This window comes from Protofrankia sp. CiP3 (genome assembly GCF_917627345.1).
Classification (GTDB): Bacteria; Actinomycetota; Actinomycetes; order Frankiales; family Frankiaceae; genus Protofrankia.
In genome coordinates this window covers 19,870-44,119 of the sequence record NZ_CAKJTM010000044.1, presented here as the reverse complement: position 1 = coordinate 44,119, position 24,250 = coordinate 19,870, and the positions used below count along the sequence as shown (strand labels likewise).

17 protein-coding genes are annotated in these 24,250 nt (G+C 67.2%); 2 read left to right on the top strand and 15 right to left on the bottom strand.

Annotation, left to right across the window (positions count from 1 at the left end; translation table 11 throughout):
• From MJ797_RS15790 to MJ797_RS15765, 7 genes are all read right to left on the bottom strand, one after another.
• A partial coding sequence (locus MJ797_RS15790) for a type I polyketide synthase (protein ID WP_239335554.1) occupies nucleotides 1–4,036 on the bottom strand: 4,036 nt, incomplete at its 3' end.
• Between the two features lie 223 nt (nucleotides 4,037–4,259).
• Nucleotides 4,260–6,161: a dipeptide ABC transporter ATP-binding protein gene (locus MJ797_RS15785; protein ID WP_374582330.1), complete on the bottom strand. Its 1,902-nt coding sequence runs from the start codon at nucleotides 6,159–6,161 to the stop codon at nucleotides 4,260–4,262.
• Nucleotides 6,158–7,030 carry an ABC transporter permease gene (locus MJ797_RS15780; protein WP_239335543.1) on the bottom strand — a complete coding sequence of 291 codons (873 nt, stop codon included), beginning with the start codon at nucleotides 7,028–7,030 and terminating at the stop codon, nucleotides 6,158–6,160. Before MJ797_RS15780 ends, MJ797_RS15785 begins: the two co-directional genes overlap by 4 nt.
• The gene (locus tag MJ797_RS15775; RefSeq protein ID WP_239335541.1) at nucleotides 7,027–8,010 is read right to left on the bottom strand and encodes an ABC transporter permease; all 984 of its coding nucleotides are present in this window, start codon (nucleotides 8,008–8,010) and stop codon (nucleotides 7,027–7,029) included. Before MJ797_RS15775 ends, MJ797_RS15780 begins: the two co-directional genes overlap by 4 nt.
• Before the next feature lie 78 nt (nucleotides 8,011–8,088).
• A complete protein-coding gene (locus MJ797_RS15770) occupies nucleotides 8,089–9,624 on the bottom strand; it encodes an ABC transporter substrate-binding protein (RefSeq protein ID WP_239335539.1) in 1,536 nt (511 codons plus the stop codon).
• A 515-nt stretch (nucleotides 9,625–10,139) separates the two neighbouring features.
• Nucleotides 10,140–10,280, bottom strand: coding sequence for a putative leader peptide (locus MJ797_RS27525; RefSeq protein ID WP_374582327.1), 141 nt, complete (start codon nucleotides 10,278–10,280; stop codon nucleotides 10,140–10,142).
• Between the two features lie 608 nt (nucleotides 10,281–10,888).
• On the bottom strand, nucleotides 10,889–12,334 hold the full coding sequence (locus tag MJ797_RS15765; protein ID WP_239335537.1) for an MFS transporter: 1,446 nt from the start codon (nucleotides 12,332–12,334) through the stop codon (nucleotides 10,889–10,891).
• 261 nt (nucleotides 12,335–12,595) lie between these two features.
• Here MJ797_RS15765 and MJ797_RS15760 point away from each other — a divergent pair, with 261 nt between their 5' ends.
• Nucleotides 12,596–13,258, top strand: a complete 663-nt coding sequence (locus MJ797_RS15760; RefSeq protein ID WP_239335535.1) for a TetR/AcrR family transcriptional regulator — start codon at nucleotides 12,596–12,598, stop codon at nucleotides 13,256–13,258.
• A 4-nt stretch (nucleotides 13,259–13,262) separates the two neighbouring features.
• On the opposite strand, the gene MJ797_RS15755 is transcribed toward MJ797_RS15760, so the two are convergent.
• The 8 genes from MJ797_RS15755 to MJ797_RS15720 form a co-directional block, all read right to left on the bottom strand.
• Nucleotides 13,263–13,745: a nuclear transport factor 2 family protein gene (locus MJ797_RS15755; protein WP_239335533.1), complete on the bottom strand. Its 483-nt coding sequence runs from the start codon at nucleotides 13,743–13,745 to the stop codon at nucleotides 13,263–13,265.
• 76 nt (nucleotides 13,746–13,821) lie between these two features.
• Nucleotides 13,822–14,256 carry an ester cyclase gene (locus tag MJ797_RS15750; RefSeq protein WP_239335531.1) on the bottom strand — a complete coding sequence of 145 codons (435 nt, stop codon included), beginning with the start codon at nucleotides 14,254–14,256 and terminating at the stop codon, nucleotides 13,822–13,824.
• On the bottom strand, nucleotides 14,246–15,058 hold the full coding sequence (locus MJ797_RS15745) for an SDR family NAD(P)-dependent oxidoreductase (protein WP_239335529.1): 813 nt from the start codon (nucleotides 15,056–15,058) through the stop codon (nucleotides 14,246–14,248). The genes MJ797_RS15750 and MJ797_RS15745 overlap by 11 nt, the downstream gene beginning before the upstream one ends.
• Nucleotides 15,059–15,502: 444 nt before the next feature.
• Entirely contained in the window at nucleotides 15,503–17,872 is a 2,370-nt protein-coding gene (locus MJ797_RS15740) for an arylsulfatase (protein WP_239335527.1), read from the bottom strand.
• A 50-nt stretch (nucleotides 17,873–17,922) separates the two neighbouring features.
• Entirely contained in the window at nucleotides 17,923–19,275 is a 1,353-nt protein-coding gene (locus tag MJ797_RS15735) for an LLM class flavin-dependent oxidoreductase (RefSeq protein WP_239335525.1), read from the bottom strand.
• A gap of 57 nt (nucleotides 19,276–19,332) precedes the next feature.
• The gene (locus MJ797_RS15730; protein ID WP_374582337.1) at nucleotides 19,333–20,160 is read right to left on the bottom strand and encodes an ABC transporter permease; all 828 of its coding nucleotides are present in this window, start codon (nucleotides 20,158–20,160) and stop codon (nucleotides 19,333–19,335) included.
• A gap of 61 nt (nucleotides 20,161–20,221) precedes the next feature.
• A complete protein-coding gene (locus MJ797_RS15725; RefSeq protein ID WP_239335521.1) occupies nucleotides 20,222–21,106 on the bottom strand; it encodes an ABC transporter ATP-binding protein in 885 nt (294 codons plus the stop codon).
• Nucleotides 21,107–21,243: 137 nt separating this feature from the next.
• On the bottom strand, nucleotides 21,244–22,281 hold the full coding sequence (locus MJ797_RS15720) for an ABC transporter substrate-binding protein (protein WP_239335519.1): 1,038 nt from the start codon (nucleotides 22,279–22,281) through the stop codon (nucleotides 21,244–21,246).
• Between the two features lie 1,037 nt (nucleotides 22,282–23,318).
• On the opposite strand from MJ797_RS15720, the gene MJ797_RS15715 reads away from it, so the two are divergent.
• Nucleotides 23,319–24,250, top strand: a 932-nt coding sequence (locus MJ797_RS15715) for a TauD/TfdA family dioxygenase (RefSeq protein ID WP_239335518.1), incomplete at its 3' end; no start/stop codon positions are given.

Genomic DNA, 24,250 nt, shown 5'->3' with positions numbered 1-24,250 from the left:
CGGTGAGGCCGTTGCTGGCACCGTCCTGGTTGACGGCGCTGCCCCGGATCACGGCGAGTATCTGATGGCCGAGGCGCTGGGCGTCCGACAGCCGCTCCAACAGGACGACTCCCACGCCCTCGGCCCAGGCGGTGCCGTCGGCGGCGGCGGCGAACGGCTTGCACCGGCCGTCGGGGGCCAGCCCGCGTTGCCGGCTGAACTCGGTGAACATGCCCGGGGCGGCCATCACCGCGACCCCGCCGGCCAGGGCCAGCGTGCACTCTCCCCGCCGCAACGCCTGGCCGGCCAGGTGGATGGCCACCAGGGATGAGGAGCAGGCGGTGTCGACGGTGACCGCCGGTCCTTCCAGCCCCAGGGTGTAGGCGATCCGGCCGGAGGCGACACTGTTGGTGCTGCCGGTCAGGAAGTAGCCCTCGAGGCCCTCGGACGCCTCGTGCAGGCGAGGACCGTATTCCTGCTGCATCGCGCCGACGAACACCCCGGTCCGGCTGCCTTTGAGGGAGGCCGGGTCGATAGCCGCCCGCTCGAGGACCTCCCAGGACGTCTCGAGCAGCAGCCGTTGCTGGGGATCCATCGCCGCCGCCTCGCGGGGGCTGATGCCGAAGAAGGCGGCGTCGAACTGGTCGGCGTCGTAGAGGAATCCGCCCTCGCGCGCGTATGACGTGCCCGGCCTGCCTGGTTCGGGGTCATGGATCCTGGCAAGGTCCCAGCCGCGATTGGTGGGGAGCCCCCCGATCGCGTCGGTGCCGGAGACCACCAGCTGCCACAGCTGTTCGGGGGAGTCCGCATTTCCCGGCCACCGGCCGCTCATGGCCACGACCGCGATCGGTTCGTCGTGCACGGTTGTGGCCGCGGTCTCGACCGCGCCGGAGTGCCGCGTGCCTGTCGCGATGGCCGTCAGGTGGTGCGCAACGGCGTGGGGCGTGGGGTGGTCGAAGGTGAGGGTCGCTGGCAGTCGCAGACCGGTCGCGGCGGACAGCCGGTCGCGGAACTCCACCGCGCCGAGCGAATCGAGCCCGAGGTCCTTGAAGGTCCATGTCGCGTCGACAGCGCCTGGTAGGACGTGTCCCAGGACGACGGCGACGCATCCGCGCACGATGTCGATCAGCGCGGCCTGTCGTCCGCCCGCGGACAGCCCGGCCAGGCGTTGCGGCAGCGCGTGCTGTCCCAGCGGGTGTCGTCCCAGCGAGGACGAACCGTCCGCCGCGTCGCCGCGATGCTCCGCGCCGGTGTCCCGCGCCGGTTTCGGGCCGGCGTGCGTCGCTGGCTCCGGACGAGGCTGCGCAATCCTTTCCGGTACCCGCGGCGGTTCGGCGGCCGACGTGTCGATCCAGAACCGCTCGCGCTGGAAAGGGTACGTGGGAAGCTTTGTCCGCCGGGCATCCGGCCTGAATGCGGCCGGCCAGCTCACCCAGCCGCCGTTGGTGTGGATCTCGGCGAGTGAGGTGAGGAATCGCCGCATCCCACCGTCGTCGCGGCGCAGGGTGCCAACGGCGATGGCACTGCCCAGGCTGCCGGTGCCGTCGCCGTCAGCATGGTCGGCCCTGTCGAGGGTCTGGCGGATTCCCACCGCCAGGACCGGGTGGGGGCTGGTTTCGACAAACGTCCGGTGCCCGTCGGCGAGCGCGCCGCGGATCGCCTGGTCGAGCTGGACCGGCTGGCGGAGGTTGCGGTACCAGTAGCCGGCGGTAAGCGCGGCGGTGTCGAGCAGGCCGCCCGTGACGGTGGAGTAGAACGCGATGTCCGACGTGTGGGCCGTGATCCCGGACAGGGCGTGCAGCAGCTGTTCCCGAATGCTTTCGACCTGCGCGGAGTGGGACGCGTAGCTGACGGGGATGGCGCGGGCATCGATGCCGTCGGCCCGGTATCCGGTGAGCAGCTCGTTCAGCGCGCCCGGGTCGCCGGATACGACGGTGGACGCGGGCCCGTTGACGGCGGCGATGCTCAGCCGATCCGCCCAGCGGGTGAGCCGGGAGCGCACGTCGATGGCGGGCAGGGGAATGGAGGCCATGCCGCCGGAGCCGCCGAGTTCAGCCAGGGCCCGGCTCCGTAGTGTCACGATTGTGACGGCGGTGTCCAGCGACAGCGCGCCCGCAATGTGAGCGGCGGCGATCTCACCCTGGGAATGGCCGATGACCGCGTCCGGGTGAACCCCGAAGGAGTTCCAGAGCCGGGCGAGGGAGACCATCACCGCGAACAGCACGGGCTGGACGACGTCCACGCGGTCCAGGGACGGCGCGTCCGGCCGGCCGCGCAGCACGTCGTCCAGCGACCATTCGACGTGTGGTGCCAGGGCTTCGGCGCAGGCGCGGAGGTGTCCGGCGAAAACGGGGGATGTCTCGAGCAGGCTCAGGGCCATACCGCTCCATTGCGAGCCCTGGCCGGGGAAGACGAACACGACACCCCTGGTGTCCCGGGCGACTCCGCTCACCAGGCCGGGCGTCGCCTCCCCACTGCCCAGCGCCGCGAGCCCGGCCAGTAGCTCCTCGCGGTCACCACCGAGAAGCACCGCCCGATGGGTGAACGACGTTCGGGTCGTGGCGAGCGAGAATCCAACGTCCGCCGGGTCCATATCGGGCCGGGCGGAAACGGCCCCGCGCAGCGCCGCGGCCTGGGCGCGCAGCCCAGCTTCGCTTTTCGCTGATATCACCCACGGAATCACCGGCGGGCCGGCTACGGCTGTCCTGCCGGGGGCAGTCCCATTGCCGGGGGCGCCGTCGCCGTTCGCGGCCGGACGATCGGATACCGGTTTCTCCGCGAGCACCAGATGGCAGTTGGTTCCCCCCACCCCGAAGGAACTGACCCCGGCGACGAGCGTCCTGTCCGGTCGCGGCCACGAACCGAGGGCCTGTTGTACCCGCAGGTTTATCTCGTCGAAACGGATCTCAGGATTCGGCGTCTCGAAGTTCAGGCTCGGTGGGATCTGGCGATGCCTGATACTCAGGATCACCTTGAGAAGGCCGACAATTCCCGACGCGCCTTCCAGGTGGCCCACGTTCGTCTTGGCCGAGCCCACCAGGAGCGGGCGCCCGGGGGGACGGGCCGCGCCGAGCGCCGCACCGAGCGCGGCGGCCTCGATCGGGTCGCCGACCTTCGTCCCGGTGCCGTGAAGCTCCACGTACTGGAGCTCAGCGGCATCCACACCGGACCGTTCGACGGCCAGCCGCACGACCGCTTCCTGCGCTGTCGGGCTCGGGACCGTGAGCGCGTTGGTGGCGCCGTCGCTGTTGACCGCGCCACCGCTGATCACACAGTAGATGTCATCGCCGTCGGCCAGCGCCTGGGCGAGCGGCTTGAGCACGACGACGCCACCACCCTCCCCGCGCACATAGCCGTTCGCGCGGGCGTCGAAGGTGTAGGAGCGGCCGTCCGGTGACAGGCCACCGAATCGTGCGGCGGTGATGGTGCTTTCGGGCGTTATGTTCAGGTTGACGCCGCCGGCGAGCGCGAGCGCGGACTCTCCCGTGCGCAGGCTCTCACAGGCCAGATGAACGGCTACCAGGGAGGATGCCTGAGCCGCGTCCACCGTCAGGCTGGGCCCGGCCAGACCGAAGGTGTAGGACACCCGGTTGGCGATGATCCCACGGCTGAGCCCCGTCAGGGTGTGGCGCGTGATGGTGCGGTCGCCCTGCTGGTGGAGCAGGGTTGCGTAGTCGCTTGCGATGGCTCCCATGAATACGCCGGCCCGGACTCCCGCGAGGCTCGCGGGCAGGATGCCCGCATCTTCGACGGCCTCCCAGCTGAGCTCGAGGATCAGCCGCTGCTGCGGGTCCATGGCGATCGCTTCAGCGGGCGAGATGCCGAAGAAAGCCGGATCGAACCGGTCGACGTGGTCGAGGAAGCCGCCGGGGTGGGCGTCGGCGGCGGAGTTCCAGCGCTCGGCCGGGGTTTCGGTGATGGCACTGTGGCCGTCGGTGAGAAGCCGCCAGAATTTTTCCGGCGTCGGCGCTCCCGGCAGCCGGCAGGCAAGCCCGATGACGGCGACCGCTTCGGCCGCCCCGGTTCCTGCTCCGGGAACAGTCGGTTTGTCGCTCATACTGTGACCCTTTCCTGCTCAACGGCAGACATAACGTGTACCGAATTCAGCGGTGCGGCCGGCTGGCGCGCCGGAAAATTCCGTCCCAGCGGCCGGACGGGGGTATGCCGGAATTCGGCCGTGCACCCGCCGTGGCCGGGAAACCGAATCCCGGGCCATTCTCGGCCCGCGGGGTGCTGACCCGCTTGTAACGCCGGGTCTCGCTTCCCGGCGGCTCCGGGAATCATCGGAGGACCGTCGCATGCTGGCCGGCTTCAGCGTCAGCAGCCTTGCCGGGCCGAGGGATCGCGGCGAGGAGCTCCTGTGTGTAGGTATGGACCGGCTGAGAAAACACCTGCCTGACATCTCCGGTCTCGACGACGCGGCCGTCCTTCATCACGAGGAGCCGGTCGCTGACATGATGGATCACCCCGAGGTCATGGGAGATGAACAACAACGCCACACCGAGGTCGCGTTGCAGGGCGGTGAGCAGATCGAGTATCTGGGCTTGGACCGACACGTCGAGCGCGGAGACCGGTTCGTCACAGACGATCACATCAGGTGATGGTGCGAGTGCCCGCGCGATCGCGACCCGCTGGCGTTGGCCCCCGGACAACTCCCGGGGCCGCCGCTGGAGCATGTTCGCGGCCAGGCCTACCTGGTCGAGCAGCTCGATGATCTGTACCTGTCGATCCCGCCCGCGCCGGGGGCCGGTCACCGCCTCGCCGATGATGCGTTCGACGGTGTAACGCGGGTCGAACGAACCCATCGGGTCCTGGTAGATGGCCTGGATCCGTCGGCGGTACGCCCTGCGGCCGCGCTCGCGGATCCTGCCGCCTGACTTTCCCGCCGCTCCGGCTCCGGCTCCAGCTCCGTTCGCCGTTCCGTTCCACGGCGCACCGGCGAGCCGGACGCTGCCTTCGTCCGGCTCAAGCAGGCCGAGCACGATGCGGGCCACTGTCGTCTTGCCCGAGCCCGACTCGCCGACCAGGCCGAGCGCCTCACCCGCCCGGAGCTGGAACGACACGTCCCGGGCCGCGTGATGCCAGGTCCGGTCAGGGGAGCGGAACCGTTTGGAGATGCTTTCAGCCTCGATGAGGAGGCCGCCACCCGGAGCTGGTGGCCGCGCCGTCTCGACGATCGACAGCCGGTGTGGAGTCTCGTCCGGCGCCGCCACGGGGTACCAGCACAGCGCGCCATGCCCCGGTCCGGCGTCGGCTGGCACGGGCAGTTCGTCACGGCACCGCTGGTCGGCGAGCCGGCACCGGAGCGCGTATGGGCAACCGTCCGGGCCGGCCGCGGGCTGCCCGGACACGGCGGCCGACAGCCGGCTGCCCTTGGCGTGTATGGCGGGTGCGGCCGCGAGCAGCGCCCGGGTGTACGGGTGTCGTGGGCTGTTCAGCACCCGGTCCGTCGGCCCCTGTTCGACGATCAGTCCGCTGTACATGACCGCGATCGTGTCCGCGAGGCCGGCCACGACGGCGAGGTCGTGGCTGATGAGCAGGAGCGCCATGCCGCTGTGCTTGAGCCGCCGGAGCAGGTCGAGAACCTGCGCCTGTACGGTGACGTCCAAAGCGGTCGTGGGCTCGTCCGCGAGCAGCAGCGCTGGACCGGCGGCGATCGCGGACGCGATCAGCGCCCGCTGCCGCAGGCCACCGGAAAGTTGGTGCGGGTACTGACGCGCACGCTGTCGGGGATCGGGAATACCCACGTCCGTCAGCAGGGACAGCACCCGACCGCTCACCTCGGCCCGGTCGACGGCCCGGTGGGTGCGTAACGTTTCGGCGACCTCCGCGCCCACCGTCCGCAGCGGGTCGAGCGAGACCAGGGCATCCTGGAGCACCAACCCGATCCGACGACCGCGCACCGCCTGCCACTGGGACTCGGTCAGAGCGCTCAGATCCCTGCCGTCGAACACCAGCCGGCGCGCGGTGGCCACCGCGCGGCCACCGGTGAGGCCGACGAGCGTGCGGGCGGTGACGCTCTTGCCGGAGCCGGACTCGCCCACGAGGGCGAGGCACTCGCCCCGGCCGAGGGTGAACGACACGTCCCGGACCGCCCGGACGGGTCCGGAGCCCGGATGGAACGTCACGTCGAGACCGTCGACGACAAGGAGAGGATTATCGGTGGCGCCGGGCATGGTCATCGGGTGGTCCTACCGGCGAAGTGGGCCTGCGCGTATCGGCCGGCCACGTTGACGGCGATCACGGTAACGGTGATGGCCGCTCCCGGGAACACTCCGATCCACCAGGCCGTCTGTAGGAAGTCGCGGCCTTCGGACAGCATCAGGCCCCACTCCGGGGTCGGTGGCCTCGTCCCGAGACCGAGGAAGCTCAACGCGGACGCGTAGCTGAGGGCCGAGCCGAAGCCGACCGTGGCAAGCACGAGCACCGGACCGAGCGCGTTGGGCAGGACATGGCGCGCCACCAGCGGTCCCCGCCGAAGGCCGAGCCCCACGGCGGCCTCGACGTACCCCGAGCGCCGTACCACCATCGCCTCGGCACGGACAAGCCGTCCGTATACCGGGATCAGCGCCGCCGCTATGGCAAGCACGGTATTGGTCGTACCAGCGCCGAGAACGGCGATCACCAGCAGCGCCAGGAGCACCGGCGGCATCGCGATCAATATATCCGCCAGGCGCATGAGGACCAGATCGGCGGCGCGCCCGCCGAGCGCGGCGGTCAGGCCGAGCAGCGTGCCTCCGCCGACGGCGAGCGCGATCGCGCCGAGACCGAGCAGGAGCGACGTTCGGGCGCCATAGAGGATCCGGGTGAAAACGTCACGGCCGATCTGGTCGGTACCGAACCAGTGCGAACCACCCGGAGCCGCGAGCGCGTTCACCGGGTCGGTGTCGGTCGGGGAGGCATCGGTGAACAGCCCCGGCGCGATCGCCACAACTGCGACCAACAGGAGAACCACGGCCGCGACGACCAGGGCGGGACGGCCGGTCCGGCGGCGCCGGGCACTGGGCACGGCGCCGGCACCCAGCGGGACGACGGAGCCGACAGTTGTCACAGGGCTGCCTCCGTCGTCCGCAGTCTCGGGTCGATGACCAGGTGGAGCAGGTCCAGCACGGTGAAAATGAGGACGACGGCGAAGGCCGACAGCAGGACGACCCCCAGCACGACCGGCAGGTCCCTGCTGGTCACCGCCTGCAGGGTCAGCGATCCGATGCCGGGCCGGGCGAAGACCGTCTCGATCACCACCGTGCCGCCGAGCAGCGTTCCGGTCAGCCAGCCCGCCAACGTGAGCAAGGGTGTCGCCGCGTGCCGGAAGGCGTGGCGCAGTCTGACCGCGCTCTGACTCAGGCCGCGGGAGCGCGCGGTGACCACGAACGGCTGTTCCAGTGCGGCCTCAAGGCCCTCACGCAACACCTGAGCCAGCACACCGGCCACTGACAGCGCGAGTGTGACCGCGGGCAGCACAAGCGAGGAGAGGCTCTGCGCGCCGGCCACCGGGAAGATCCGGAGCTGGAACGAGAACACGGTCAACAGCATGATCCCCAGCCAGTGCGGCGGGGTGGACAGCGCCACCAGCTCCCAGGCCGTGGCGGTGGCACGTAGGGCCGGCCGCCGTCCAGCTGTCACCACCGCGGACACCACCGCGATGACGACGGCGAGGGCGACCGCGGCCACGGTGAGCTGGACCGTAGGCCAGATCTGATCGTTGATCAGTTTCGACACAGGCTGCTGGAGCTGGTAGGAGCTGCCCAGATCGCCGTGGAGGAGGTTGCCGACGTAACGCGTGTACCGTACCGGTACGGGCCGGTCGAACCCGAATTCGGTCCTGATCTGCTCCCGGATCTCGGGGGAGGCCGTGGTCGTCGGCCCCAACAGGACTGCTACCGGGTCGCCGGGGACGAGCTGGAGCGCGGCGAAGGCCAGCGTCGCGGCCCCGAGCATCACCGCCGCCCCCGCGAGCAGGCGTTCGGCGGCCCCTTGTATTATTCCCCGTCTGCTGAACAGGGCACGTTTGGTAACCAGTGGTGAACGCATCCGGTATCCATGAGTCGATCCGTCGAGGCAGGTCCAGGGCGCGCTGATGGAAAAACATCGGCGCAGCTCGGTGAGGTGCTATTTCTTGTTACGCCAGGCGTCGTAGAAAAGTGGCCATGAGTTCGCGTCGAAAGCGATCCCCTTTACGTACCCGGCCGCTCCGATGATGGCACTCGACGTGTACACCGGGATCACAACGGCCTTGTTGATGACCGCCTTCTGGGTCTTGGCGTAGACGTCATTACGGGTCGCCTGGTCCAGCGTGGCCGCGCCTGTGTCGGTCCAGGTGTCCACCTCGGGGTCGCTGAGCAGCGAGGCGTTCTGGCCGCCAGCGGCCAGGGTGCTGCCGCTGTTGAAGAACAGCCGCAGCACATCCGGCTCGAACCGGCCCCAGCTGAAGTCCAGCACCTGGAACTGGCCGCCGTAGGCCTTGGTGACGTAGGTGCCGATGTCCACGGCTGGGCGGGTGATCTCGACACCTATCTTTTTGAGGTCGTCCTGGATCGCCTGGCCCAGGATGTCACGCTGTTCCCGCACGAATGCCGGCACCGTAGGCCATTCGATGGTGAGACGTATGCCGTTCCGGGTGCGGTACCCAGCGGCGTCACGACCGGTCCAGCCTGCCTGGTCGAGGAGCTGGTTGGACGTTGCCGGCTCGTAGGGCCAGCTTTTCTCCAACGTGGCGTCGTACGACGGTGTGGTTGCCGAGATGGGGCTCCAGGCCCGCTTGTACTGGCCGAAGTAGACGGTACTGACGTCCTGGTCCAGGTTCACCCCTCGCTGTATGGCGGTGCGGACGCGCTCGTCGTTGAGCGGAGCCAGGGACGTGTTCAGGTAGAGGCTGTAGGGCCCGCCAGCGATATCCCTGCGCAGTACCTGAAGGTTCTGGTCGGCCTGGATGGCCTTTACATTCGCCGGTGGAACAGCGCTGATAACGTCGATCTGGCCGCTGGTCAGCGAACCGACCCGGGCCGCGTTCTCCTTGAGAATGCGGATGGTCAGCGTGTCGATATAGGCGGGGCCGGTGTGCTTGCCGGTAGCCGGGGCCCAGGCGTATGCGGGATTTTTCGTCAGTACGATGTGCTGGCCCTTTGTGTAGCTGGTGAAGGTGAACGGCCCGGTGCCGACGGCGACCGGGCCGCCGCCGCACAGCTTGTCGGCATTGGCCGTCAGTGTCTTCGGCGAGTAGAAGCCGAGGTAGGCAGTGCTGGCCGCCTGGAGGAACGGGGCAAACGGCCTGGAAAAATTGATCTTGACGGTGTATGGATCGATGACCTCGGTCCCGGTGTAGGGGCCGAGCAGGCTTGCGGCGTACTGCGATTTTGTCGTCTTTGCGACGATATGATCGAAATTGATCCGCACGGCATCGGCGGTGAAGTCGGTGCCGTCGGTGAACGTGACCCCCTGCCGCAGCCGGAAGGTAAAGCTCTTCAGGTCCGGTGCGATGTCCCAGGAAGTGGCCAGCCACGGGTGGAATTTACCGGCATCGTCCTCCGCGACAAGGGAGTCGAAGACGTTACGCTGGATCGCCGCGGTGATGTCCTGCTGGCTGACGTGGATGTCGAAGCAGGTCGGTTCGGTGTCGATCCCGTAGGTCAGGGATCCACCGGGCACCGGTTTGTCTGAATAGGTAGCGGTGGACCCGCCGTTCGAGCCGCAGGCGGCAAGGAAGAGCGTCGCGGTGACGGCCGCTCCCGCTATGAGAGCGTGTGTGCGGCCGGGCTTTCGATCAGCGAGCCGGAGTGGCGATTTTAAACACGCGCTGCGGTGTACGGGTCTGGTAAAGCGCATGCGAGGGCTCCGCGGGTCTCGACGAGAATCAGGAGAGATGCGACGGAAAGCGGCTGGGCGCCGATATCAAAATTATCCGTGTCGATATCAGGGGCGTGGGACAAAGATGAACGCGGATGAGGTGGGCGCCGGGCGAGCGGAAGCTTCGTCTCCGGTGTTCTGGCTACGGGCACATTTCGGCTGGGCGGGCATCCGTCCGTGCCAACAGGATGTTTTCAGGACGGATTGGACCGCCTGGCCAGTGTGCCGAGCTGTCTTCGCGTGTCACCGAGATCCGCGGAGATTTGCGACCGGAGCGGTCTGATGCGCTGGAACCCGCCTGGAAACCTACCGGGGATTCAGGGCAGACAGGCCGCGCTTGATACCCGAAGAAGATCGATATGGCGTCGCGAAGTGAGGAGGTGGCTGGTTGTCGACCACACTATCCAGCGCGGCTGCGCAAGCCATGGCTGGCTCTTGTTGGACCCCACGGAAATCATATTAGCTATGTGTAATGATATGCGGAAGCGAAGCGGATGTGATTTGCTTCACGTCATCAGCTCATGGGCTGCTGACAGTCGTCTCCGGGTGTGCGTGGGCGCCATGCTCGCAGGCCGCGGGTAGGGCTCTGGCCGGCTGCCCTGGCGCGATCGCGCTGTTCGTCGACGGTGGTGGCGGGAACTTCCCTGGGAATTTCATCGGGATCTTCCACATCGACACGGGAATGGCGCCCGGACTGATGGCGCATCCGGAGCGGAATTACGATCTTTGCCACCGGCCGACAGGTTGAGCGGCGCCAACAACAGAGATATGGATCAAGAAGTGGGGCTGGGACGCGTGCATCGCATGAGCGAAATTACTCGTAGGTCAAATGTCTTATGATCATATTTTTGCTCGGCTGAAGGCCCCGGGCTGGGGGCTTCAGCCGAGCAGTCACGGTTTTAGAGCGCGTTTGAGATCGTCATTCCGGCTCGCCGCGTCCAGGCGCCCCCTGCCTGCGTTGTCGGCCACATCGATACAACTCATCCGGTATCGCTTCGGCCTTCCGCCTTGCCAGGAGGCGCCTGGACGCGGCTCACTGATCGAAAGCCCGATCTCAAACGCCCTCTTAGGAGTACGCGGCGACGCTGTCGGGCCCCTCTGGGGAGACGGCGTCCACTGTGGGTGCCACCGGTTGACGTTTGAGGGTGAGCGCGATCAGAGCGCCAGCCGCCGTGGCGGCCGCGGCGACCCATCCTCCCGTGCGAAGCCCGTCGACAATGGTTGATGGAGCATCCGCCTGGCCGGTCAGGCCCGCGCGGGCGATCGCCACGATGACGGCCAGCCCTATGGCGCTACCGAGCTGCTGGGATGTGGAAGCCAGCGCTGAGGCGACGCCCTGCTCGGCGGGTGGGACTCCGGCGGCCGCCGCCACGAACAGCGCGCTGAAGGCGATGCCGGCGCCGAGGCCCCAGATGATGAGGCCGGGCAGCAACGCGGCAAACGAGCTGTTCGGCGACATACCCATGGCGAGGGCGGCCAGCCCGATCCCCGCGACGAGCATCCCGGTGAAGATGGTGGGACGGATACCCTGCCGGTTGAGCAGAGTCAGGGAGATCTTCCCGCCGACCATGGAGATCAGGGTCAGCGGCAGGAAGGCCAGGCCGGCGGTAAGCGGGCTGTAACCGAGGACATTCTGCAGGTAGGTGGTGTACAAGAAGTATTCCCCGCCGAGCGTGCCGACCAGGATCAGTATTTCAATCATGGCGACGGCCAGGCTGCGGTTACCGAAAAGCCGCAGTGGCGCGAGCGGGTTGCGGGTGCCCCGCTCGATGAGGACGAAGGCTGCCACAAGCGCCGCACCGACGAGCAGGGACCCGATGACCCTGCTCGAGGACCATCCTGCATCCGGTCCGCTGGCCAGACCGAACACCACCAGGGAGATGCCCGCGGTGGCGACCACCGCGCCCGGTACGTCGAAGCCCCCGCGCCCGCCCTCGCGTGGCGGATCCGCCGGGAGCAGCCATGGTGCGATGATCGCCGCGCCCAGCGCGAGTGGCACGTTGACGAGGAAGACCGCAGCCCATCCGAAGCCGTTGGTGAGCAGCCCGCCGAGGAGTGCGCCGGCGGCGAGGCCGCCGCTTGCCGCGACGCCCCAGACCGTCAGCGCCTTGTTGCGTTCTGGTCCCTCCGCGTAGCTTTTATTGATCAATGACAGGATTGTCGGGAACAGGAGCGCGCCGCCCAGGCCCTGGACGGTCCGGGCGGTCAGCAGCATCCACGGTTCGGTTGCAAAGCCTCCTCCCAGCGACGAGATGGCGTAGAGCCCGAGCGCGAGGATGAACATCCGCCGCTCGCCGAGCCGGTCGGCCGCCCGGCCGCCGAGTAGCAGGAATCCGCCGAACGTCACGGCGTAGGCGCTGACCACCCATTGCAGCGACTGGGCGGTGAATCCGAGCTCACGGCCGATGTCGGGCAGGGCGATGTAGACGATGTTGTAGTCGATGGCGACGACGAACTGGGCGAACGCCAGCAGGGCGAGCTTGAGCCCGGACCGCTCCTGCGGGCGGGTCACGGAAGCATCCACGGGTTCGGTTCTTCCTGCGCGGAGTTGTCACCGGCCACGGACGTGGCTGGCGAGGCGGGCGTTGGTCGAGGCAGGCCTGATGCCCTGCTTCGACGGTGAGGCGCCTCAACTATGAGGTGTTCGTATCCTACACGGTGTTCAAACTTACTACATAGGATAGTAGCTCGGCGCTGTAGAGTGTCAGATGTGGAGGAGCCGACGCCGCGCCGGCGAGATCGCCTCCGGGCGGAGACCGTCCGGGAGATCAAGATGATTGCGCTCAAGCACATGGCCGCAGGTGGAGCGGCCACTGTTTCGCTGCGTGCGATCGCCCGCGAGATGGGGATGACCGCGGGTGCTCTCTACAGCTACTACGACACCCGGGACGATCTGGTCATTGCGTTGATCGCCGATGTCTACGGCCAGCTCGCGGAACTGCTGGACATGGCGCGTACCACCCGGCCCGCGGACGACCCCGGGGCTCAGCTGCTGGCAGTCGGCCTGGCCTATCGGCAGTGGGCGATCAACAACACCGGGGAGTTCCAGCTTGTCTACGGCGACCCGCTCCCCGGCTGCCAGGCTCCAGAGGGCGCGGCCGCCCTGGCCGCGGAGTACCGCGCGTGCGGGGTGCTTCTGAAGATCGTCGCTGCCGCCTGGCCGGCAGTCGAGCGCAGCCAGGCTATCGACGACTATCAGTGGTCCGATTTCGATCCGGCCTTCGTCGCCATGGTTGGTGAGTCGTTCCCCGAACTGCCGCCGTCCGCGGTCGCGCTCTCGCTGCGTATCTGGGGCCGGCTGCACGGGCTGATCGCGCTCGAGGTCTACGGCCACCTGCGGCCCCAGATACTGGACCCCGCCAAGCTCTACCACGCCGAGTTGGTCGACCTGACCAGAACGCTGGATCACGCGTTGCCGATCAGTTCGTCAGCGTAGCCTGTTATCGATCTTGCTGAATCGTCAGAGGCGCCCGCGCGGGCTCTGGGCGCCATTCGTCGGTGATCGCTGTCGGCCCGATGAGACCGTCCACCCGGGGATAGCGGTGCACGGTTCTCCGATAGTTGATCCGCCATCCCCGCGGAGTACGAGTGACGATGTCGAGGTAGTCGCCATTGGTGATCGACCCATCGGCCCGAACAGCCAGGTAGCGACTGCGTGCCCGGACGGTTCCGTCGCTGTCCACCAGGATTATGGTGTCGACGGTCTGATGGTCCGCGGCGTCCGCCGGGAGCCGCCGCACATAGTCGCGGAAGGCATCGAGCCCGTGGAGGACGGTACCCTTTCCCACCCCGATCTCAATCGTGACGTCGTCGGTGAAAACCAGGCTGAGCGCATCTGTCTCCTTGTTGTCGACAGCGTGCGCGAACAGGGCTAACGTCTGGTGGATTCCGGTGATATCCGAAGTGGACAGTTCCCGCGTCATGGTGCTCCTTCAGCATGAAGACACGCAGCGCCGACCACTAAGCGCCGGCATGACGAGCAGCCGGGCCGAACGCCTCTCAGACCGGGACACCGCCAATTTGCCGCAGAATGGTGAGGCGGTCCGGAAGCACGTCATAGCTGACGATCCGGCCGTCGTGAAAGGTGATCCAGCTGATGCTGGTGCCGTCGATCGGCCTGCCGGTTGCCGGCACACCGAACACGTCACCTTTGTGGATACCCTCGATTCGCCAGAATACGACCACCCGGTCATCTTCCGCCACGAGATCCGTGACGGTCGTCTTGAGATCCCCTACGGCCTCCCTCAGCCAGACGACGTGCTGGCGGAAGCCGTCACGCCCTGCTGACCAGCCTGCGCGGGCCCGGGTTTCATCGTCGGCGTCCGAGTCGATGAGGTCGTCCAGGAGCTCCAGGCGCCCGTTGTTGACGACCTCCTCATACAGACGCCGCGCCGCGGCCTTGTTGGACTCGGTCCTGTTCGTGTCAGTACTCATCAACGGCTCCTCGGGCATGGAGAACTTCATCGGGGTGGTTCGCCGGGCTGGGCGGTGGGAGCAGGATTCCGGTGTTCGCGTTGAGACCACCGTCGCAGGGCAGCGTGGCACCGGTGATGTACGACGCCGCGGGCGAGGCCAGGAACCAGACGACCTCCGCCTGTTCTCGGGGGCTCGCCCACCGTTGCATCGGGATTCGTCTGGTGACGTCCGCCGCGAGTTCCGGGTTGGCGAGGGCGCCAGCGGTCATCGCGGTCACCGTGCCGCCGGGCGCGAGAGTGTTGATTCTGATGCCGTGGGTGGCGTAGTCGATCGCGGTTGCGCGAACAAGATTGATCGCCGCGGCCTTGGACGCGTTGTAGGCCCAGTTGCCCGGCTCCCCGCGTAGGCCGGCAACGGACGCGGTGACGACGATCGCGCCACCGCCCGCGGCACGCAGGGCCGGTGCGGCGGCGCGTATCCCCAGTGCCACTCCCCGCACGTTAACGGCTAGTATTCGGTCGAATCGCTCGATGGCACCCGCCGCCTCCAACGGAGGCGTCCCGCCGATTCCGGCGTTGAGCACGGCCACGTCCAGCCGGCCGAAGCGGTCGGCGGCCAGTCGCACCATCGCCGTGTTGGTCGTCTCGGCGGCTATGTCGCCGGTGAGCGTCACAACTCCCGCTATCGCGGCCAGTTCGGCCAGCCCGTCCTCGGCCAGGTCAACGGCGACAACCTTGAATCCTCGCTCAGCGAAAAGTTCCACACACGCACGTCCGATTCCGGATGCGGCACCGGTGACAACCACCACTGGAGTGGCCATGCTGTCTCCCTGCTGGTCGACATTCAGGATTGCTCGATGTTCTGTTGGTGCCGTTCTGTTGGCACCGCGAGGTGAGGTGGGATGCCCGGAGAATATGGCGCGCGGGACGGAGCCAGGTTGTGGGTGGAACGCCTGAGCCCGGCGAAGATGCCAGAACTGCTCGCCCATAGGCCATAACCCGACCTGCCGTCACCCGGACCAGCCCGCCGAAGAACGAAACCAAAAAATCTTACCAGTAGCGATCATGTTGTTGAACGTTACGCTATTATGCGTAGCGTAAACTGTCAATTGTTCACCGGCGTAGTGAACTTTGTCGCCTTCGGCCTGCCGATCGGTGCTCGGCGTCCTGCCTCAGCCCCTCACACAGCGTGGGCCAGCAGCTCCGCGAACCACTGAGAGCACTTGGCGATGGATGGGGAGCGACGCGGTGAGGTGCGTGCCCCGTCATTCAAAGGTGGCCGCGGCCTCCCGCAGGGTGCGGATCACCGTCTCTGGATCGTACGGTGCGGGTGGACCGGGTGTGTACGTCACCGAGCGCAGGGCACCGGTGTAGCGGAAGGTGCGGTGCCGCTCGTACACCGGCCAGGACACCGGGGACTTGCGGTCGACGCCGACACTGATGCCCTGCAGCGGCGCCATGCCGATCAACTGGTGGACGCCGTCCAGCCGGCCGGCCGCGATACCGTCGATCGAAATCCGCCAGTCCCAACGCAGGCCCGGCACGGCCAGGGCAGAGACGACGATGGTGTGCCGCCCGGCGGTGAGCGGTCCGGCGTCGGCCTCGAACAGCGTGCCGTACTCGTTGTAGGCGAGGCGCAGGCGGCCGTCCTCCACATACACGCTGTAGCCACCACCTTGGTCACCGTGTGAGACGAACACCCCTTGGTCGTCGGCGCGATGCTCCGCCAGCTCGATCGTGACGTCGAAGGAGCGGAAGGCGATGAGTTTCGACGACCGGTAGCGTTCCAGCTCCGGCGTGCCAGCCAGCAGAGTCAGCGGCCGTCGCAGTAGTTCCTCCGCCGGGTTGCGGACGGCCAGCGCGCCGCTGCCGTCCAGCAGCGGGAAGACACCGTTACGCCAGGCTGCGTCCTCCCAGGCGGCGGCAAGCTCTTTGACGATCTTCGGCTGTTCGGCGGACAGGTCGTCGATCTCGGTTGGGTCCCGCAGGATGTCGTAGAGCGCCCACTCGCCGTCGTCGTACGGGGTGCCGGGCTGGTGCAGCGTGACCAGCTTCCAGCCGCCGCGGTAGTAGCTGCGGTTGCCGATCATCTCGCAGTACTGCTCATGATGGGTGCTCGGCGCGGTCGGGTCGGCGAGTATGGCGGCGAAGCTGAACCCGTCGGGTTCCTGGAGCGCCATGCCGTTCCGCATCGTCGGGCGTTCTGCTCCGGCAAGTTCCAGCAGGGTCGGTGCAATGTCGGTGACGTACTGGTAATGCGGGCGGATGCCAGTGTCGCCGTCGGGCCGGCGCAGCCCGGCCGGCCAGGAGATGACGAACGGTACCCGCACCCCGCCGGCGTACGTCTGGCTCTTGTACAACCGGAACGGCGTGTTGGACGCCATGCCCCAGCCGCGCGGGTAGTGCACCAGGCTGCGCGGGCCACCGATCAGCTCCGGCTCGCGCTCGACGTCGGGGTTCCAGTCGGACGGGAGCGCGGGGTGCTGGACGAAACGTTTGAAATAGCTGCGGGTGCCCTGCGCGCCGCCTTCGCCGGTGCCGCCGTTGTCCGAGGTGAACACGATGACGGTGTTGTCCAGCTCACCGAGGGCCGCTACGGTCGCGAGCAGCCGGCCAAGGTTCTGGTCGATGTTGTCGACCATCGCGGCGTAGACCTCCATGTACCGGGCGTACAGCGCCTGCTGGTCCGCTGTGAGCTCGCTCCAGGCATCGGCCTCAAAGCCGGCCTCGAAGTTGCGCCGCGGTAGCCGGGTGCCCGCGGGGAACAGGCTGTCCGCGAGCTGCCTGGCGAAACGGGCGTCGCGCAGTGCGTCCCAGCCGTCGTCGTACCGGCCCCGGTACCGCTCGATGTCGGCGCTCTTCGCCTGCAGCGGCCCGTGAACGGCGTTGTGCGCGACGTAGAGGAAGAACGGCTTGTCCGCGTCGTGCGCGCGCAGCGCCTTGAGCATCGAGATCGCCTGGTCGGTGATGTCATCGGTGTAGTAGTAGCTGTCGGGCAGCTCGTCGACGTCCAGCGGGCTGTTGTCCCGGACCAGCTGGTGGGGGTGGAACAGACTGGTAAGGCCCTCCAGCACCCCGTAGTACTGGTCGAAGCCCTTGCTCAGCGGCCAGTTGCGACGGTCGTCGGCCGCGTTGGACGCCGAGTCGCGCGCCAGGTGCCACTTGCCGACGGCGTAGGTGGCGTACCCGGCGTCGTGCAGCAGCTCCGCCAGGGTGGGGATGTCGTCAGCGATCTCCATGCCGTAGCCGGGGAAGCCGGGGTCGGCGTTGGCCACCATCGAATACCCCACCCGGTGCGCGTTGAGGCCGGTCAGCAGCGATGCGCGGGCGGGTGAGCACAGCGGCATGGTGTGGTAGTTCGTCAGGCGGAGGCCGCGTTCAGCGAGCAGGTCAAGCGTCGGCGTGGCGATCTCCGAGCCGAACGGGCCGATATCGCTGTAACCCATGTCGTCGACGAGCACCAGGATGATGTTGGGTGCGTTCCTGTCCGCGAGGTGACGGGCTGGCCAGGCAGGCTCCGATGCGGCGAAGGTGCGGCCGACCCGGCCTTCGAAACCCGCGTACGGGTCGCGCCGGTGGGCCGTGGACGCGGCGCGTGGGACGGGCGGTGGGACGGAGTCGTGTTCGCGGACCACGGGCTTTTCCTCGTCAAAGGTGAAATGCTCAAGGATGGGGATGGCCGCCGTCAGCTGGCCGCGGTGTTGGTCAGCACCGGGTCTACCCGGCCGGCCGGCCGGTCCAGTCCGTAGTGGTCGCGCAAGGTGGTCCCGACGTATTGGGTGCGGAACAGTCCGCGCTTTTGCAGGATCGGCACCACCTGGTCCACGAAGTCCTCCAGGGCACCGGGCAGGTAGGGTGGCATCACGTTGAAGCCGTCGGCGGCGCCGCCGGTGAACCACTGTTCCAGCTGGTCTGCGACCTGTTCCGCGCTACCGGCGAAGACCCGGTGACCGCGGCCGGCGGCGAGCCGGGTCAGCAACTGACGGATGGTGAGGTCCTCCCGGCGGGCCAGTTCCACGACAAGAGTGAAACGGCTCTTGTTGCCGTTGATGTCGTCGACGTTCGGTAGGTCCGCGGGTAGCGGGCCGTCGAGCGGATGGTCGGACAGGTCTATGCCGACCATTGTCGACAGCTGGCCGAGCCCGTATTCAGGTATGATCAGGCTGTCCAGTTCGGCTTCCCGCTGTTTTGCCTCCTTCTCGGTCGAACCGAGAACGGGCGCGATTCCGGGCAGAATTTTGAGCCGTTCCGGTGAGCGGCCGTGACGGGCGGCGCGCCGTTTCAGATCAGCGTAGAACGCCTGGCCTTCTGCGAGGGTCTGCTGTGCGGTGAAGACCGCCTCGGCGTATCGTGCGGCGAACTCCCTGCCATCCTCGGACGAACCAGCCTGTACGAGCAGTGGGTGGCCCTGGGGGCTGCGAGGCGCGTTCAGCGGTCCGGCGACCGAGAAATATCGTCCGATGTGGTCGACCGCATGGATTCGGTCGGTGTCGGCATACATTCCGGATTGCTTGTCGTAGCGGAGCGCGTCGTCCTGCCAGCTGTCCCACAATGCGAGCGCGACGTCCACGAACTCAGCTGCACGTTCGTAGCGGCGATGGTGTTCCAGATGCGCCTGCGCGTTGAAGTTGCGTGCTTCCTTCTCCTGCGCGGAGGTGACGATGTTCCAGCCTGCGCGGCCGCCGCTGATGTTGTCCAGCGAGGCGAACTTGCGGGCCACATGAAATGGTTCGTTGTACGTAGTGGAAACCGTGGCGATCAGCCCGATTCGGCTGGTCGCCACGGCAATCGCGGACAACAGGGTCAGTGGCTCGAAACGGCCGGCAAAGTTGTACCGGACGTTGTTCGACAGGGCGAGTCCATCGGCCAGAAAGATCGAATCGAATTTACCGCGCTCGGCGAGCTGGGCCAGCTGGATGTAATGGTCGACTGATTCGTCCCGTTCGGGCTCGCTGGTCGGGTGCCGCCAGGCGGCCTCGTGGTGCCCGACGTGCATGAGGAAAGCGTTGAGGTGGATGTGGCGGGGTTGGTCATTCATTCGGTCCCGATCATCGGCAGTGTGGTGGCCTGGCATCCGGTCGTGGTGGTCGTGGTGTCAGGCATCGGGCGTGACTCGCCAGCGTGAGAACCGCCGTTCAACGGCCAGGAGCAGATGGTTGATGCCGAGCCCGATCACGGAGATCGTGATGATCCCGGCGTACATCTCCTCGATGGCGAAGTTGGACTGCGCATAATTGATCAGATAGCCGAGACCGGCCTTGGCGCCGACCAGCTCAGCGGCTATCAGCACCACGATCGCGAAGGACCCGGCGAGGCGGATGCCGGTGAAGACCGTCGGCACGGCGGCGGGAAGGATGACCTTCTGGAACAGCCGCGGTGACGACAGGCCCATCGACCGCGCAGATTTGATCAATAGCGGGTCGACATTTTGGACACCGCTGATGGTGTTCAACAGGATCGGCCAGACGCAGGCGTAGGTGACAATTCCGATCTTTGACGCCTCGCCCAGGCCGAGAATCAGCACGAACACCGGTAGGAGGGCGAGTGCCGCGGTGTTGCGGAACAGCTCCAGCAATGGGCTCAGGATCTCCGCCACCGTCCGGAACCAACCGATCAGCAGGCCCAGCGGCAGCGCGATCGCGACGGCGAGTGCGAAACCAGCCCCGGTGCGTTGCAGGCTGGCCTGGGTGTGCGCCCAGAGGTCACCGCTGTTGAACAGCGCCCACCATTCTTTGATCACTTCCGAGAATGGCGGTAGGAACACCCGGTCGACAACACCCCAGCGGGGTAGCAGCTCCCACGCGGCCAGCAGGGCGACGATTGCCGCAGTGCGGCGCAGGACGGCGGACGCGACCCGCAGCGGCGCGACCCACCATCGCCGCCCGCGCCGCCCGCGCCGCCCGGAGGGCTCATCGGGGCCGATCGAACCGTCGATCGCGGTCACGGTCGAGAGCTCGGTCACGGTCACGGTCGAACCGATGGTCTCATCGATGGCTGCCGACACCGGTCACCCCTTTCCGGTCATGCTCGTTCGTCCCAGCCGCTTCGTGATCGCCGTCGACCCGGCGTTCGGCCTGCTGTGCCTTGGCGACCTCGTCGTGGAGCAGCTCCCAGAGCAGGTGCCGGTAGCGCACGAACTCCGGGTCGGAGCGGGGGTCGCCGCTGTCATCGCTGATGGAAGGGACGTCAACGATCTGTTTGATCCGGCCGGGTCGCGACGTCATCACGGCGACCCGCTGACCGAGATACACGGCCTCGTCGATCGAGTGCGTAATGAAAAGGATCGTCTTGCGTGTCTGCGCCCAGATCCGCAGCAGTTCGTCCTGCAGCGTTTCGCGGGTCTGCGCATCGAGCGCGGCGAACGGCTCGTCCATGAGCAGAACCGCCGGATCGTAGGCGAGGCTACGTGCGATCGCCACCCGCTGCTTCATGCCGCCGGACAGCTCATGGGGATAGCGGCGTTCGAATCCGGTGAGACCGACCAGGTCCAGATACGACTTCGCCCGGACGGAACGTTCAGACCTCGGTACACGCTTGGCCTCAAGGCCGAACTCGATGTTCCCGAGCGCGGTCCGCCAGGGGAACAGTGCATACTGCTGGAAGACGATCCCGCGGTCGAGACCCGGGCCCGAGACCGGAGCCCCATCGACCAGGATGCGTCCACCGCTGGGTCTGCTCAGTCCGCCGAGCAGGTCGAGCAGGGTGGACTTACCGCAGCCGCTCGGCCCGACCAGAACGAGGAATTCTCCACTGCGGATGTCCAGGTCCACGTCGGAGAGCGCGGTGAAGTCGGTGGTCGTGCCATGCGATCCCGCGTCGGCCCGGACAGTAAACTTCTTCGTGACGTGCTGGAATTCGATCGTAGTCATGTGCATTCATCCTCACCGCGGTGGCAGGTGGTTCCCGGCCCGGTGTACCGGAAACCACCTGCCACCCGCCGGGGTTGGAACGTGTTTGCGAAGGAATGTTCGATCAGCGAGCCGGAGCGGACATCTCAAACACGTTCTCAGGAGCCGGTGGCAGGTCGGAACGGATTGAACTCGTTGGTGTAGAGGTCGGTGAGCGCGACGTCCTTCTTCAGCTCGCCGCGCCCCCGCAGAAAGTCGATCCAGCGGGTGAAGTCCGCGTCTTGGATGAGTCCGCCCTGCCCGGCCACCCCGTAGCTCTTCCAGAACTTGATCGCGGTTTTGTCCTCCTGGCGGCCCCGTTTATCGATGATCTGCTCGAAGCGAGCGACCACCTCCGCGCGGGGCGTCGTCTTCGCCCATTCCAGTGCTCTGGCGACACCGTCAACGAACTGCTTCGTGGTCCTGGGGTTCTTCGCGATGAAATCCTTCCGCAGTACCACGGTGCCCGCGGAGAACGTCCCGTAGAGTGCGAAGTCGCTGAACAGCGGGTGGATCCCTCCTCGCTCCAGCGCCTTGTCCCGCAGAATTCCGCCGAGTGCGGCGACGTCTATCTGCCCGGCGCGCAGGGACTGCTCGGTGTTAACCGGCGGAACCACGGTGGGAACGACCTGTTTGACCTCGTCGGCGCTGAGGCCCTGTTGCTTTAGGTAGGTGTCCAGGACGGCCTCAAGATGCGCGCCGAGCGTGTTCATGCCGATCTTCTTGCCGATCAGGTCCTTTGCGGAGGTGATCGGGCTTCCATCACGCACGTAGTAGCCGATGTAGGAGTCCTTGTCGACCCCGTAGTAGCTGATTACTGCTTTGATCGGGGCACCGGCGGCTACCAGCTTGATGACGGCACCGTTGAACGCGCCGCCGAAGTCGGTGTCACCCGTGGCGGCGGCCTGGATGTCCTGCGGTCCGCTGATGGTGTTGCCGATCCACTTGAGTGTGATCGGGCCGAGGTAGCCGAGGTCCGCGGCGAGTTCGGCGGGGGTGACCTGGCCGACCGAGCCCTGGTAGCGCAGTTCGGTCTGCTCACTGCCCGCGCTCGCACCGCTGTTGCCACCGCCGCAGGCCGCTGCCGCCAGGGCCGTCACGGCCAGGAGCGAGGCGACGCCGACGGCTTTGGATTTCCAGCGGATGGTGCAGAACATGATGCGTCCTTCAGCAGAGAATGGGCGAATTGTCGGTGCGGTTCAGTCAGCTCAGACGGCACGGTCAGCCCGCGGCGGGGAATGCGGCGGACGGTGCGGGCCGGGCTGGTTTCCGGGTCGCTGACAGCACGGCGTGCGGCGGTGAGTCAGCTCGGCTGTGAGTCAGTTACCGTTGTGAGTCAGTTACCGCCGGGTTGGCGACGACGACCGTACGAAACAGCCGCCTTGCTGTATGCAGGTGCCGGTGGCTGTGGGACCTGGAGTGGCGTCAACATTGACGGGCACGCTGAACACAGGTCAGCCGGTTACAGGTATGTCCACCATGAATGCCCGGGGACGGCAGGACTGGGTCAGGACCGACACAGATCGCTGGCGACGCGGACGTGGTCCACCGTCCGCCGGATCGAGAATCGCCTGACCTGCATATTGACGACTATGTCGGTCGGGAAGAAGGCTTGTCAAGCGGCTGGGCGATCGATATCACTGGCGACGCCTCGGCGGACTGCGGGTGCATCCCTGATCGACACCGTGGGTCGTCCGTCCGAGGGCACCGGGCACCAATTATTTTCACCGCTCCGCTAAACGTTGACTCGCTCCACAGGGGCGCTGACCATGGCCCCATGGCCGTAATGGAGTGCTTGCCGTCCGGGCGTTCACTCCCCGTATGGGCGGCGGTGAGGTGTTGGCGGCCGGAGACCGCGGCCGAGGCCGGATGCCGTTGTCAGACAACCTGCCTACCGCCTTGTCCCGTCACCACGCGGTGTTGCTAGCGGGCCAAAGGCGATGCGACCGTGGTTCCGGCGCATCGCCGGAAGCCGAAGTCCCCGGTCGCTAGCCGGACAACAGTAGGCCGATCCCGTCCCCGCGGCTGTGCGCATCACCGGCTCCCGGGTGATGCGCCGGGCCGCGGGCAGAAGCGGCAGACGGCTCCGCCCGGGTGCCGTCGCGTCCGGACGCCGCTTTTTCTTCCCTCCGGGCGCCGCTCGACCTGTTCGGTGCGGTGTCACCGGTCCACCTCAACCCTGGAGTACCTGACGATGACATCTGTCGTGCACGAACTGGGGGTCGACGTCCGACCTCTCTCCGGCCACACCGGGGCTGAGATCCACGGCGTCGACCTGAGCCGGGACCTCGACGACCAGACCGTCGCTGAGATCCGCTCTGCCCTCCTGCGCTGGAAGGTCGTCTTCTTCCGCGGCCAGTCGATCGGCCACGCCGAGCAGATCGCCTTCGCGGCGAAGTTCGGTGAGCTCACACCCGCCCATCCCTATGAGGACGAGCCGCCGGCCGGCTTTCCGCAGATCCTGCCCATCGACAGCCGACGTTACGAGGCGAAGTTCGGCACGAGGAAGGTGACGTACGACAACGGCTGGCACACCGACGTCACGGCGTTGGTGAATCCGCCGGCCGGGTCCATCCTGCGTGCTGACATCGTCCCGCCGTACGGCGGTGACACCGCTTGGACCAACCTCGTCGCGGCCTATGAGGGCCTGCCGGCTCCGCTGCGGAGCCTGGCCGGCCAGCTGCGCGCCAAGCACAGCTTCGGCGGGAACCGCCGTCTGTTCGCCGCCGACTCGGCCTATGCGAGGAAGGTCGCGGCCGAACCGCTGCTGGCGATCCACCCGGTGGTACGCGTCCATCCCGAGAGTGGGGAGCGGGCGCTGTTCGTCAGCCCAAGCTTCACCGCGGGCGAGAGCGAGATCATCGGATTTTCGTCCCGCCAGAGCCGCCGGCTGCTCGAACTGTTCTACGAGGAGGTGTCCCGACCGGAGTACACGGTGAGGTTCCGGTGGCAGCCGGGAGACGTCGCGTTCTGGGACAACCGGGCCACCGCGCATCTCGGGCCGTCCGATCTCGGTCATCTCGACTTCGACCGGGTGCTGTACCGGGTCACCCTCGTCGGCGACATTCCTGTCGGCGTTGACGGGCAGCAGTCCGAACTCGTCACCGGGCAGCCTTTCCTCGCGCA

What these genes read in the sequence shown, in the direction of transcription:
- MJ797_RS27525 (WP_374582327.1), bottom strand. Translation starts at nt 10,280, where the DNA reads ATGATTTCCGTGGGGTCCAACAAGAGCCAGCCATGGCTTGCGCAGCCG.
- MJ797_RS15725 (WP_239335521.1), bottom strand. Translation starts at nt 21,106, where the DNA reads ATGACTACGATCGAATTCCAGCACGTCACGAAGAAGTTTACTGTCCGG.
- MJ797_RS15775 (WP_239335541.1), bottom strand. Translation starts at nt 8,010, where the DNA reads ATGCGTTCACCACTGGTTACCAAACGTGCCCTGTTCAGCAGACGGGGA.
- MJ797_RS15720 (WP_239335519.1), bottom strand. Translation starts at nt 22,281, where the DNA reads ATGTTCTGCACCATCCGCTGGAAATCCAAAGCCGTCGGCGTCGCCTCG.
- MJ797_RS15785 (WP_374582330.1), bottom strand. Translation starts at nt 6,161, where the DNA reads ATGACCATGCCCGGCGCCACCGATAATCCTCTCCTTGTCGTCGACGGT.
- MJ797_RS15745 (WP_239335529.1), bottom strand. Translation starts at nt 15,058, where the DNA reads ATGGCCACTCCAGTGGTGGTTGTCACCGGTGCCGCATCCGGAATCGGA.
- MJ797_RS15755 (WP_239335533.1), bottom strand. Translation starts at nt 13,745, where the DNA reads ATGACGCGGGAACTGTCCACTTCGGATATCACCGGAATCCACCAGACG.
- MJ797_RS15735 (WP_239335525.1), bottom strand. Translation starts at nt 19,275, where the DNA reads ATGAATGACCAACCCCGCCACATCCACCTCAACGCTTTCCTCATGCAC.
- MJ797_RS15750 (WP_239335531.1), bottom strand. Translation starts at nt 14,256, where the DNA reads ATGAGTACTGACACGAACAGGACCGAGTCCAACAAGGCCGCGGCGCGG.
- MJ797_RS15760 (WP_239335535.1), top strand. Translation starts at nt 12,596, where the DNA reads ATGATTGCGCTCAAGCACATGGCCGCAGGTGGAGCGGCCACTGTTTCG.